A 12257-nucleotide genomic window follows, 5' to 3' on the forward strand; every position below is an offset into this window, starting at 1 on the left:
TCAATCTGCGTACGGATTTTGAAGTTCAAGGTGGGTGATTTCGATACGCCCGCTACGCGGGCTACTCAATCACCGGTTGAAACGGCAGTCAGTCGTCGCCCATCTCGGCGGCGATGACGCCGCGGCGCATCTGGTCGATCGCAAGGCGGGCGGTGCGGCGGAGGTCGCCGGGGCCGGCGGCCTGAGCCACCTGGCCGCAGAGGTCAATCACCTGGCGCACCCAGCGCACGAAGTCGCCCGGCGCGAGCGACGAGTTGCGCAGCACCTTCGCCAGTTCCTGGCCGCTCGCCCAGCGCCACACCGCAGACGCGAAACCAATGTCGAGGTCGCGAGCACGATCGCGACGGTGGCGCCGCTCGATGATGCCCACCTCACGCCACAGATTCCGAAGCTCGCTCTGGGTGCGCTCGCTGGCCGCGTCGGGCATGCGGGGGTGCTCCGCGTCGCGGCCAGGGCGCGATTCGTACACCAGCGAACTCAGCACGGCAGCGAGCTGCGCCGGGTCAAGCTCATTCAGAATCCCGCGACGAATCGCCTCCGCCGCGACGAGGTCGAGCTCGTTGTAGATGCGTCGCAACATCTGCCCAGCCTCGGTGAGCTCCTCACCGTCGAGGTATCCCAACTCCGTGAGCACATCGCAGACGTGATCAAACTGCACACCGAGCGAATTCGCGCGCCCCAACACCGACGCCTCCACCCGTTGCGACTCCCGCTCCAAGCGCAGAATCTTCGCCGCAGCAACAGCGTGAATCTCGCGGTCTTCACACGCATGGCACGGATGCACCCGGATCGCCTTGCGCAACCGCTGAATCTCCGCAGCGTGCGACTCATCGGTGGGCACGTCCTCCACATCGGGTGGCTCGAGCTCGTCGGTCTTCGCCGCAAGCGCCGCGATCAGCGCCCGCCTATCCGAGCGCTCCTTCAAGCGGAAACGCTTCGGCACCCGGATGCGCCCATGCGCGCTCACTGGCCCCGCGAAATTATGCGGTTCGAGCTTCAACACTGTGTGGTCTGCGGAGATCGTCTGCACCCACGGTTGCGCGCCCTTGGCCGGCTTCCTCCCAGTGCGAAGCGCCACGCTCCAGCCCTGCTTGGGCACCCAAATCACATCGCCCGGCAGCAGGCTCGCAATCGAATCGGCCGTCTGCGCCTGCCGCTCCGCCCGACGATGCTTCGCCGAACTGGCCTCAAGCCGCGACACGTCGTCGCGCAACTGCGCGTACTCCATGAAGTCACCCAGATGGCACTCCACGGTCTCCTGCAGCTCGGTGAGGTCGAGTTTCCGACGCCGGTCCTGACGCGCCGCCTGCACCACAGTCTTGTCGGTGAGGAACTGCGAGAACGACTGGTCCAACATCTCCCGCGCCCGCTCGCGCCCCATCGTCGCAATGAGGTTCACCGCCATGTTGTAGCTGGGCGCGAAGCTCGACTTCAACGGATACGTACGCTTCGACGCGAGCCCCGCCACCGCGCGCGGGTCCATGCCCGGCTGCCAGCACACGACGGCGTGCCCCTCCGTGTCAATGCCGCGCCTGCCCGCGCGCCCCGTCAGCTGGGTGTACTCCCCCGCCGTGATATCGACGTGCGCCTCGCCGTTGTACTTCGACAGCTTCTCCAGCACGACGGTGCGCGCCGGCATGTTGATGCCCAGCGCGAGGGTCTCCGTCGCAAACACGATCTTGAGCGCACCGCTCTGAAAGCCCTCTTCGACGATTGCCTTGAACGCTGGAATCTGGCCAGCATGATGGGCGGCCACCCCGTTGGTGAGCGCCAGGCGGAAATCCTCGTAGCCGAGCGCGTCGAGATCCGTCATCGACAGCGCGGCAGCATGCTTGTCGGCGATAGCCCCGAGCATGGCCGCTTCGTGCGGCTCGGTCAGCACCACGCCGGAGCGCAGCACCTGCTGGACAGCGCCGTCGCAACCGGCCCTCGAGAAGATGAAGTGGATCGCGGGCAGCAGTTTCGCGGACTGGAGCGCACGAGCCACATCCACCCGGTTCGTGCGCGGCGTAGAGAACCGACGATGCGCCTCGCCGCCGAACTGCCCCCGACGTGGCTTACCGCGCCCGCTGCGCCCACGCGGATTGCGCGCGTCGTCGCGCACCCGCATCGACTCGTTCTTGCTCACCTTGAGCAACTCGCGGTTCACCTTCGCCGCCCGCTGCGACGGCGCCTCCTGCGCGGTGGGCGCGACACCGTCGAACAAATCGACCAGCTTTCGCCCCACCAGCATGTGTTGGTACAGCGGCACGGGCCGACGTTCGCTCACGACGGTGGCGAACCCGCCGCGCACCTCGTCGAGCCACGCGCCGAAATCTTCGACGTTGCTCACCGTCGCGGAGAGCGCCACGAGCTGCACAGAGTCCGCCAGGCCGAGAATCACTTCTTCCCACACGGCGCCACGGAAGCGGTCGGCGAGGTAGTGCACCTCGTCCATCACGACGTAGCCGAGGTCGCGCAGCGTCGGCGACGCGGCGTAGATCATGTTGCGCAGCACCTCGGTGGTCATCACCACGATCTGTGCCTCGGAATTCACCGACTGGTCGCCCGTCAGCAGGCCGACGCGCTCGGGGCCGTACCGCGCCACGAGATCGTGGTACTTCTGATTCGACAGCGCTTTGATCGGCGTGGTGTAGAAACATTTCCGGGATTCCTCGACCGCCATGAAGACGGCGAACTCCCCCACCACCGTCTTGCCCGCGCCGGTGGGCGCGGCCACGAGCACGCCCTTGGCGTCGGCGAGCGCCTTGCAGCCCTCGATCTGGTAGTCGTCGAGCGGAAACGAGTAGCCTTGCGCGAATTCGTTGATGAGGTTCATGCGACGACCACCTGCAGCGCCCCAGAGTCGCACTCAAGCACAGCTGGGACGTCGCCGAGCTCCTCCCCGTCACCCATCAAAAAGACGCCGTCACCGTCGATATCCACCCGCTTCGCCCGCACCAATTCCACTGCGGGATGATCCACGAATTTCCCGGAGTACATGCTGGGCAGCATCCGCAGCAGCGTGCCGCGCCCCACCTGGCCGACGAGCGTGAGGTCCAGGTACCCGTCGGTGGGGTCGGCGACGGGGCTCATGCGCATGCCGCCGCCGATGATGCCGGTGTTGCACACCGCGACGAACATGCCTTCGAAGTGGCGCGGCTGGCCGTCGATCACCAGCCGATACTCCAGCGGCGTGAACCCCATGAGCTCACGCATCGCGATCACACCGTAGCTGAGCGACCCGAAACGCAACCGGGTGTCGTTCGTCGCGCGGTTGACGCGCGCGTCGTAACCGGAGCTGACCGCAGCCCCAACGTAGCGCTCCCCCACGCTCTCGCTGCGCACCTTGGTGAGGTCGATGTGCTTAGTGCGACCTGCCGCGATGGCCGCGAGCGCAACCTCGATGTTCGTTATGCCGAGGGCTCGCGCGAAGTCGTTGCCCGTGCCTGCCGGAATGATCGCGAGCGTCGCGTCAGTGTGAGCGCAGCCGTTCAGGCCGAGGTGGGCCATACCGTCGCCGCCCACCACCGCGACGGTGTCGCCCTCTCGCGCGCTCGCTGCGGCGGCGCTGATGCGGGCTTCGGCGTCGACCCAACTCGTCGACGTGATGACGAGCACTTCCGCCGACGGCAGCGTGGCGCGAAGTCGCTCGATGATCTTCGGCAGTTTCCGCCCGGCGCGGCCACCACCGGAGCGGGGGTTGACGACGAGCGTGACGAGCTGTGGCTTGGCGAGTTCGTTCACTGCGTTTCGGGGGCGTCGACGTCGGGGTTGAACTCTGCGTACGACTCCTCGGTGATGCCTCTGCGTTTATCGATGATGCGGCAGATGAGCTCTGCGACGAAGAACAGCAGTGTCATAGGAATGACGAGCGAGAGCATAGAGAAGGGATCGACGGTGGGAGTCACCACCGCCGCGAAAATGGTGGAGCCCAGCACCACCATCTTGCGGTACTTGCCGAGCTGGAAGCCGTGCACCACGCCGCCGAGGTTCAGCATCACCAGGAGCACCGGCAGCATGAACGAGACCCCGAACACGAGCATGATCATGACCTGCTTCTGCAGGAAATCCACCATGTCGAGCAGGTTCTTAATGTCGAAGCCCTGCGGGGTGAACCCCACCATGATTGCGACGCCGCGCGGCCAGACGATGTACCCCAGCCAACAGCCCAAGAGGAAGAGCGGGGTCGCCGCCGCGACGAACGTGAGGACGTATTTCTTCTCTTTCTTCAGCAGCGCCGGGGCGAAGAAGGCCCAGATTTGGTAGAGCCAGATGGGGCTCGTGAACACCAACCCAGCGAGCAGACATGCCACCACGGCGAGCGTGAACGGCGACACCACGTTTTGCGCGGTGAGCACAATCTCCGCCGTGCCGTTCGTGTTCTCCTCCACCCATTGTTTGGCCTGGTTGAAGGGATTCGTCACGAACGGCACGAGGCGCTCATAGACGAAGCCACACGCAATCGCCCCGATCGCAATGGCGATGACGGAGACGGTCAGGCGATAGCGCAGCTCCCGGAGGTGATCCATGAGCGACATGGTTCCTCCGGGGCCACCCTTGGGAGGCCGTAGCCACGCGAAGCGGCTCGGCTTCGACGCTGTGTCAGATGACAAGGCCAGTCTTTACTGCTCGGGGCGCTCGACAGGCTCGTCCACGGTCTGCGCGTCGGTGTGCGTCGGCGTGTACTTCGGCGCATCCACCGACTTCTGGTCGTCGTCCGTGGTGACCTCTTCCTTGAACTCGCGGATCGAGCGTCCGACACCCTTACCGACACCCGCGAGGCGCGAGCCTCCGAAGAGCACGAGCACCACGATCAAGATGATGATGGCTTCGGGCCAGCCGATAAACAGTGGAATGGGCATGGTTACCGCCTTTCGTTACTTGGGACAGTGTAATCCCGTTTGGGCAAGGCCGCCTCTTCGAGGATGTCTTGCAGCCTGGTTACTCGCTCGGCCAGCAACCGGGCTTCGCTGCCGAAGCAACTCAGCTTCAGCTTCAACCGTGACGCGTAGGTGACAAGCACAATCAGCCCGGCGACACCTATCATCGCGAGGACCAGCGCAGACCAGATCATGGCAGTCAACGGTAGTACCCCAGCGCCTCGCGTGCCATCTCCCGCGCCAAACGAGTGACGCGTTCGTCGGACACTTCCACGACAGCGCTTCCCAGCCGCAGCAGCAGTCGGGCAGCCCAGTCGAGTGAAACGAGCGGGAATGTGATGCGCCACAGCTCACCCACCTGCTCGCACGCGGTTGTCGGGTGGTAGTCGGCACACCACCTACCCGCCTGCGTAACCGTGATGGTCAGCTCGGTATGCGCGTCGCTGAACCAGGTGGCGAGCTCATCGGGCACCTCGCGCGGGGTGATGTGCTCATCGAGCAGCTCCACCTCGACGATGCGGTCCAGGCGGTAGGAACGCCACGCCTCACGCGTGCGGCTCCACGCGTCGAGGTAGGCGTAGCCGCGGTCGGTGCGCAGCCGCGTCGGCTCCACGATGGCCTCGCGCACCTCGCCCCGGCCTTCCCTGCGGTAGCTGAGCCAGCAGGCCACCCCCGTCGAGACGGCCTCGTGCAGCGTTGTCCGGACGTGTTCGTCGCCGGCGTCGACGTCGATCTCGACGCTCGCGGGCGCATCTTTCGACAGGGCTTCGAGCTTCGTGAGCGCCGACCTGGCGCCCGCGTCGTCGCCTCCCAGTTCCAACACCATGCGCAGCGCGACGATGAGGCTCGCGGCCTGCGCTCCGGTGAGGCGCATGGGGCGACCGAGTGCGTCGAGGTTGGTGGCGAAAATGTGTCCATCTTCCCGCGCACCGCCCAGATCTACCTCGAACAGGTCGCCATAGAAGCCGCCGGGTAGCCCGACGAACTGCAGAATCGAGAGATCGGCGAGCACCCGCTGCTGGGTGATGCCGAACTCGTCGGCCACCTCTGCGACGGTCACCCCCGGGTGGGCGTTGAGGTACGGCACCAGGTGCACGAGGCGTTGCAGCTCAGTCATGCGTGCCTCCGGCAAGGGCCGTGAGCCGTTCGACGACGGCCTCACGCAGGTGGTCAGGCGCGAGCACGAACGCGTCGGGGCCGGCCGCGCAGATTTCCGTGATAATCATGTCGTCATTGAAGCCCCGCACCTCGCGGGCGATGAAACCTTGAGGCAACGGATCTGGCCAGGTGGCTGGCGAGGAATCCGCGAGCAGCTCCGGAGCGTCTCGCACCGCGATCACGGCGCTGGCCTGCGCGGATGTTGGCGCAAGGTATTCGGTGAGGTCGTCTGGCATGCGGAAGGCGCCGTCTGGCCCCACCGCGCGGGCCACACCGTCGATCCGGGAGAGCTTGAACCGTCTTGGCGCCTGCCGGTCGATGTCGAAGCCCAGCACCAGCCACAGGCCGCGTCGCTGCGAGAGCTGCCATGGTTGCACCCGACGCGTCCACCCGCCGTACTCAAATTCGACGCAGCGCCTCGCCAGCTGCGCTTCGTAGATGACATCGAACGAAGGTTCTGTCGCGGGAATGTGCGCGCGTACGTTCGGCAGTCGGTCGAGATCGGGCGCGGCCCCTGCTGCGCGCAGCCGCTGGATCGCCGTCGATGTGGCTTCTGCCCCGACGGAGGTCTGCCAGGCGTGCGCAGCAAGTCCGATGGCCACCAGCTCGTCGCGGGTGAACTCCACGTCGGGAAGTTCGAACTCGAGGCGGTCGATGCGGTACCCATCTTCGTCCGTTGAGTCGGGGTCGTTGCTGCCGGTGCGCAGCGGAATGCCGAGTGCGCGCAGCTCCGCCTTGTCGCGCTCGAAGGTGCGCTCGAAACTCGCGGTGCGGGCGTAGCCTTCGACCATCTCGCGGATCTCCGCTTTCGAGAGGAAGCGTTTCGTCGTCAGCAGCGCGATGAGCAAATTCAAAATGCGCTCCGACTTCGCGGCCGACATCGCGCCCCTCCTTCCGTTGCTTGGGCGACGGTGATTCCTTGCAGAAGCCTACCTGCACCCATCGCCGTCGCGGCCCAACCGGGCGGCTACGGTGATGCAATGCATGTGGATCGCTACGCCCCTTCCCCCACCTCCGACCTGCACCTCGGCAACCTCCGCACGGCGCTCGCCGGATGGCTGCTCGCTCGCGCGGCGGGTGGCCGGTGGTTGATGCGCGTGGAGGACCTCGACGAGGCCCGCGTGCGCGCCGCCGGAGACGCGGAGCGCCGCAACTTGGACGACCTGCGTCGGCTCGGACTCGACTGGGACGGCGAGGTGATCCGGCAATCCGAGCGCCACGACCTCTATCGCGACGCCGTCGCCTCACTCGGTGATCGCGTGTTCGAGTGCTTCTGCACGCGTCGCGAGCTCGCCGCGGCCGCCTCAGCGCCACACGGCGACGACGGGTTCCGTCCCTACCCGGGCACGTGCCTGCACCTCACCGACCGCGAGCGCGAGAAGCGACGAGCTGAGCGCCGCCCAGCGCTCAGAGTCAGGGCCGACGGCGCCACCTACCGGGTGCACGACCGCTTCGCAGGCGACGTGGAGGCCACCGTCGACGACTTCGTGCTGGTCCGCGGCGATGGGCAGTTCGCGTACAACTTGGCGGTTGTCGTCGACGACATCGCCACCGGAGTGACGCACATCACTCGCGGCGACGACCTGCTGTCATCGGCTCCACGCCAAGCGTGGCTCACCGCTCAACTGGGCGGTGAGCCCGCGAGCTACACGCACGTCAGCCTCGTGATGGGCACCGACGGAGGGCGCCTCGCCAAGCGCAATGGAGGTGTCACGCTCGACGAGGCGGGCGGGCCGGGGGTGGTGTTCCCGTGGCTCGCGCAGTCGCTCGGGCTCGGCCCCTGCGGCGATGCCGCAGAAGCCCTCACCCGAATGCCTGCTGACTACGAGTTCTGGACGTCGAGAATATCGATCACGTAGACGAGAGTCTGGCCCGGTTCGAGGGCGGGCGCCGTCGTGCGGCCCTCGGGGTAGGCCAGCGCGGGCGGTACTACCAGCAGCACCCGAGAGCCCGCGGTGGCGCCGACGAGGCCCTTCTTCCAGCCCTCGATGAGCCCTGAGAGGTGGCCCGTCTGGGGAGCCCACGCGTCCTCAAATTCCTTGCCGTCGGCCCACTTCCAGGAGCGGTACTTCACCTGCACGATGCTCTTCGCGGTGACCTCGGTGCCGGAGCCCTTGATGAGCGTGGCCTTCTTGAGCTCGCCCGGTGCTTGTGCATTGGTGTCGACCTTCGCGGTGGGCACACCTTTCGCATCAACGCTCACCGGAGGCATCCCCTCGACGGGAGGCTGCTCCTCGCCGATGGCCTCCTCGAAGTTGGCCGAGACGATGTCGACGACGAATAGTAGCGAGTCGCCCGGCTTGATCGAGCCATCCGCGTTGCCCTCGGGGTACCCGTCGGAGCTGGGCATGCCGATGAGCACACGCGAGCCGACGGTCTGCCCGTCGAGCCCCTTCCTAAAGCCCGGCATCACCTGGCCGAGCGCGAAGGTGAGCGGAGAGCCGGACTCGTACGACGAGTCGAAGACCTTGCCCGTCGACCCGTTCACACCGACGTAGTTGACGGTGACCACCGAATCCTGCGTGAGCTTCTGCTTGCCATCCGAGGGCTTGAGCACCTTCGTCGTGGTTTCCTTAATGGCCCACGGCGCCGTGAACTTGATCTCAGGCGTGTCACCGTCGGTCACAGTGATGCCCTCCAGATCAGTGGATGGCTGCACACTGACGCTCGGCTCCGCTGAGGCAGACTCGGATGTCGACGGCGACGCCGACGGGGAACTCGACTCCTGGGCCGTAGCCGACGCAGACGCCGACGCGCTCGGCAGAGTCGTCTCCGTGTCGGTGCCCTCCGACGGAGAGCACGAGGTGAGCAGGGCAATGGACGTCACCGCAGCCAGTGCGATGGAGAAAACCTTCGATATTGACACGCGCACGATGGTACCCCGATCCTCACAAACCCACGATGTCGAGCAGCTTGCCCAGCTCGTCGCGGGTCAACTCGCGGGTCTCCCCCACGGGCAGCCGGCCGAGCCTGATAGGGCCAATGCCAATGCGGGAGAGCCTATCGACGGGGTGCCCGACGGCCTCCATCATGCGTCGCACGATGTGGTTGCGGCCCTCGTGCAGGGTGATGCGCACCAGCGACTTCGACTCGGTGTTCGACAGCAGCTTCACCTGGTCGGGCTTCACCGGCCCGTCGTCGAGACGAATACCCTTCTCCAGGCGGCGAATCACCTTGTTATCGACGATTCCAGCAACCTCGGCCACGTAGGTTTTCTTCACCTCGTAGCTCGGGTGAGCCAGACGGTGCGCGAACTCACCGTCGTTGGTGAGCACGATCAGGCCCTCGGTCTGCGTGTCCAGGCGCCCGACGTGGAATAAGCGGCTGGTGCGTGGCGGGATGTAATCTGCCAGCGTGGTGCGACCTTCCGGGTCTTCCATCGTCGACACCACGCCGCGGGGCTTGTTGAGCACCAGGTAGACGTGGTTGCGCGGCGACGGGATGCGCGAGCCGTCGACGCGGATGGTGTCGCGTTCCGGGTCGACGCGGGTGCCGAGCTCGGTGATGATGGCGCCGTTCACCTCCACACGCCCCTCGACGATCATCTCCTCGCTTGCACGCCTCGATGCGAGGCCGGCGGCAGCGAGCACCTTCTGCAGACGCACGCCTTCGGTTTCACTCATCGATCTTCCCTTCCTGGGCAACCGCACCCAGTTCAGCCTCCAAGGCTACGGCGTCGGGGAGCCACGGCGCCAAGTCTGGCAGCTCGTCAAGGCTATTGAGACCCAATTTTTCGAGGAACAGCGGTGTGGTGGCGAACGTCACGGCCCCCGTGTCCGGATCTTCTCCCGCCTCGCAGATCAGCCCGCGCAGCACGAGCGTCTTCACCACACCATCGACGTTCACCCCGCGCACTCCGGCGATGCGTCCCCTAGAGACAGGTTGCAGGTACGCCACCACCGCGAGCGTCTCCAGTGCCGCTTGGCTGAGCTTCGCACGCTGGTTGGACACAAGCCAGGCCTCGATGATGTCCGCCACGTCCTCGACCGTCGCGAACCGGTAGCCACCCGCCACTTGCACCAGCCGGATGCCGCGGTCATGCTCCTCGTAGAACCGGGCGATGTCGTCGAGTTGAGTCTCGACGTCGCTCGTCGGAGCGTCCACTGCGGAGGCCAACGCGTCGGCCGACATCGACTCCGTAGCCATGAGCAGCAGCGCCTCGAGCGCACGAGAAAGGCTCACTAGTCCTCCAGTTCAGGTTGTGCTTCGTATTCGTCTGCCACGTCGACGGCTGCCTCATCGCCCGCCGTCCACCGGATGCTGAGCTCGCCGAGAGGGTTGAGCTGCTCGAACGCGACCTGCTGGTGGCGAAACAGCTCCAGGATGGCCAAGAACCTGACGACGGTAACGAGCCGGTCTTCGCCTTCCACCAGGGAACGGAACGTGGCTGTGCCCTCGCGACGCAATCGCGCCCCGACGAGCTGCACCTGCTCGGTGAGGCTCACCGTCGCTTGGTGCAGATGGGTGAGGGTAACCGTCGGTACTTCCTTGGGCACCATCGACATTGCGGCGAGCTGCGCGATCTCCTCGGGTGTGACGTGGAGCTCCACCTCCGGCAGGACGGCGACGAAGCGCTCCTCCAAGCCGCCAGGGCGGTAGTGGCGGCGGCTGGCGCCGTCGATCGTCTCGTCGATCCAGGCGGCAAGCTGCTTGAACGCGCGGTATTGCAGGAGTCTGGAGAACAGCAGGTCGCGGGCTTCGAGCGCGGCGATGTCCTCCGGATCTTCAGCTTCTGCCCCCGGCAATAGGCGGGCGCATTTGAGGTCGAGCAGCGTGGCTGCCACGACAAGAAACGAGCTGGTGAGTTCCAAGTCCCAGTCACCTTCTCGCACGTGGGCGATGAACTCGTCGGTGACCTTACTCAACGCCACCTCGGTGACGTCCATCTCGCGCCTGGCGATGAGCTGCAGCAGCAGGTCGAAGGGGCCCTCGAAGTTCGTCAGGTGAACGCTGAACCCGGCCACCTGCTCATGGTGTTCGGGTGGCTTCGCATGCGAGCGACGCTTAGCCACGGAGCTCTTGAACGAGCGCGGAGTCGGCTCCGTCCTCGTACATGTCGCGGAGCGCCAGCGCCACCGCGGCTCGCACGAGGCGCCCGCGGTCCACGCGGATGCTGTGCTGGCGGCGTAGCTCGAGGTTGGCGTCCTCGAGGGCGAGCAACTCCTGCTCGGAGAAGTACACCGTGATTTTGTGGTCGTGCTTCACTCTCCCCGACGGCGTGGGCCACCCCGGGCGTTCGTCGCGCCGTTCGGGGGCTGCAGGTTCCGGGGCGCTCGGCGCCTCAGGAGCAGCGTCGGTCGGTCGAAACAGCTCCGAGGCACCCGGCAGCGATGCACGCTTAGCCATGCTGCACTCTCAGCAGCACCTCGCGGGCAAGCTGACGGTACGCCTGGGCACCCGGCGACGACGACGCGTATGAGGTGATGGGTTCGCCGGCGACGGTGGTTTCGGGGAAGCGCACGGTGCGCTTAATGACGGTGTGGAATACCTTGTCACCAAAGGCTTCGACGATGCGCTCCAGCACCTCGCGCGCGTGGAGCGTGCGTGAGTCGTACATGGTGCCGAGCAGGCCGAGTACCTTGAGGTCCGGGTTGAGGCGGTCCTGCACCTTCTCAATGGTGTCGGTGAGCAACGCGATGCCGCGCAGCGCGAAAAACTCGAGCTCCAGTGGCATGATGACCCAATCGCTCGCGGTGAGCGCGTTGATGGTCAGCAGCCCGAGGCTCGGTGCGCAGTCGATGAGGATGTAGTCGTACTGGGTACGCAGCTTGTTCAGCACTCGCTGGAGCGTCTGCTCGCGGGCGACTTCGCTCACCAACTGCACTTCGGCCGCCGAGAGATCAATGTTGGCGGGGAGAATGTCGAGCCCCGGCGTGGAGGTTTCGGTGATGACTTCCTCAGGCGAGAACTCGCGACTCAGCAGCAGGTTGTACACGGAGCGCTCGAGCGTGTGCGGGTTGATGCCGAGCCCGACGGACAGCGAGCCCTGCGGGTCGAAGTCAACCAAGAGCACCTTGCGCCCCATCTCGACGAGACACGCGCCCAGGTTGATCGTCGTGGTGGTCTTCCCTACGCCGCCCTTCTGGTTGGTGAGGGCGATGATGGTTGCACGCTTCGGACCGTCGCCCACCGGCTCAGGCTCGGGAAAATCGGGCAGGGGTCGACCCGTCGGGCCGATCTCCCCGTCGAACAACGAATCCTCAGCCAAGGCGTTCTCCTTCCGGGCGTGCATTTGTC

At 65.9% G+C, this 12257-nt stretch carries 14 protein-coding genes; 1 reads left to right on the forward strand and 13 read right to left on the reverse strand.

Annotated elements, in window-relative coordinates; genetic code table 11:
- Positions 1 to 88: 88 nt before the first annotated feature.
- The 7 genes from Q0X68_RS01925 to Q0X68_RS01955 all read right to left on the reverse strand — a co-directional run bounded on the left by Q0X68_RS01925 (position 89) and on the right by Q0X68_RS01955 (position 6901).
- Positions 89 to 2818: an RNA helicase gene (locus tag Q0X68_RS01925; protein WP_297746763.1), complete on the reverse strand. Its 2730-nt coding sequence runs from the start codon at positions 2816 to 2818 to the stop codon at positions 89 to 91.
- Positions 2815 to 3726 carry a diacylglycerol kinase family protein gene (locus Q0X68_RS01930; RefSeq protein WP_297746766.1) on the reverse strand — a complete coding sequence of 304 codons (912 nt, stop codon included), beginning with the start codon at positions 3724 to 3726 and terminating at the stop codon, positions 2815 to 2817. Before Q0X68_RS01930 ends, Q0X68_RS01925 begins: the two co-directional genes overlap by 4 nt.
- Positions 3723 to 4520: a twin-arginine translocase subunit TatC gene (tatC, locus tag Q0X68_RS01935; RefSeq protein WP_297746769.1), complete on the reverse strand. Its 798-nt coding sequence runs from the start codon at positions 4518 to 4520 to the stop codon at positions 3723 to 3725. Before tatC ends, Q0X68_RS01930 begins: the two co-directional genes overlap by 4 nt.
- Positions 4521 to 4604: 84 nt before the next feature.
- A complete protein-coding gene (gene tatA / locus Q0X68_RS01940) occupies positions 4605 to 4844 on the reverse strand; it encodes a twin-arginine translocase TatA/TatE family subunit (RefSeq protein ID WP_297746772.1) in 240 nt (79 codons plus the stop codon).
- 2 nt (positions 4845 to 4846) lie between these two features.
- Positions 4847 to 5056 carry a hypothetical protein gene (locus Q0X68_RS01945; RefSeq protein WP_297746775.1) on the reverse strand — a complete coding sequence of 70 codons (210 nt, stop codon included), beginning with the start codon at positions 5054 to 5056 and terminating at the stop codon, positions 4847 to 4849.
- A gap of 5 nt (positions 5057 to 5061) precedes the next feature.
- A complete protein-coding gene (locus tag Q0X68_RS01950; protein WP_297746778.1) occupies positions 5062 to 5979 on the reverse strand; it encodes a YafY family protein in 918 nt (305 codons plus the stop codon).
- Positions 5972 to 6901 carry a YafY family protein gene (locus tag Q0X68_RS01955; RefSeq protein ID WP_297746780.1) on the reverse strand — a complete coding sequence of 310 codons (930 nt, stop codon included), beginning with the start codon at positions 6899 to 6901 and terminating at the stop codon, positions 5972 to 5974. Before Q0X68_RS01955 ends, Q0X68_RS01950 begins: the two co-directional genes overlap by 8 nt.
- Positions 6902 to 7000: 99 nt before the next feature.
- Here Q0X68_RS01955 and gluQRS point away from each other — a divergent pair, with 99 nt between their 5' ends.
- Positions 7001 to 7879 carry a tRNA glutamyl-Q(34) synthetase GluQRS gene (gene gluQRS, locus Q0X68_RS01960; RefSeq protein ID WP_297746783.1) on the forward strand — a complete coding sequence of 293 codons (879 nt, stop codon included), beginning with the start codon at positions 7001 to 7003 and terminating at the stop codon, positions 7877 to 7879.
- Here gluQRS and Q0X68_RS01965 read toward each other — a convergent pair.
- The 6 genes from Q0X68_RS01965 to Q0X68_RS01990 are packed head-to-tail and all read right to left on the reverse strand — an operon-like array spanning position 7843 to position 12252.
- A complete protein-coding gene (locus Q0X68_RS01965; protein ID WP_297746785.1) occupies positions 7843 to 8886 on the reverse strand; it encodes an FKBP-type peptidyl-prolyl cis-trans isomerase in 1044 nt (347 codons plus the stop codon). The genes gluQRS and Q0X68_RS01965 overlap by 37 nt on opposite strands.
- A 22-nt stretch (positions 8887 to 8908) precedes the next feature.
- Positions 8909 to 9643, reverse strand: coding sequence for a pseudouridine synthase (locus Q0X68_RS01970; protein WP_297746788.1), 735 nt, complete (start codon positions 9641 to 9643; stop codon positions 8909 to 8911).
- The gene (gene scpB / locus Q0X68_RS01975) at positions 9636 to 10202 is read right to left on the reverse strand and encodes an SMC-Scp complex subunit ScpB (protein WP_297746790.1); all 567 of its coding nucleotides are present in this window, start codon (positions 10200 to 10202) and stop codon (positions 9636 to 9638) included. Before scpB ends, Q0X68_RS01970 begins: the two co-directional genes overlap by 8 nt.
- Positions 10202 to 11032 carry a ScpA family protein gene (locus Q0X68_RS01980; protein WP_297746793.1) on the reverse strand — a complete coding sequence of 277 codons (831 nt, stop codon included), beginning with the start codon at positions 11030 to 11032 and terminating at the stop codon, positions 10202 to 10204. Before Q0X68_RS01980 ends, scpB begins: the two co-directional genes overlap by 1 nt.
- Positions 11025 to 11366 carry a hypothetical protein gene (locus tag Q0X68_RS01985; protein ID WP_297746797.1) on the reverse strand — a complete coding sequence of 114 codons (342 nt, stop codon included), beginning with the start codon at positions 11364 to 11366 and terminating at the stop codon, positions 11025 to 11027. Before Q0X68_RS01985 ends, Q0X68_RS01980 begins: the two co-directional genes overlap by 8 nt.
- Positions 11359 to 12252, reverse strand: a complete 894-nt coding sequence (locus Q0X68_RS01990; protein ID WP_297746800.1) for a ParA family protein — start codon at positions 12250 to 12252, stop codon at positions 11359 to 11361. Before Q0X68_RS01990 ends, Q0X68_RS01985 begins: the two co-directional genes overlap by 8 nt.
- Positions 12253 to 12257: the final 5 nt, after the last annotated feature.

Source organism: uncultured Tessaracoccus sp. (assembly GCF_947286155.1).
Classification (GTDB): Bacteria; Actinomycetota; Actinomycetes; order Propionibacteriales; family Propionibacteriaceae; genus Arachnia.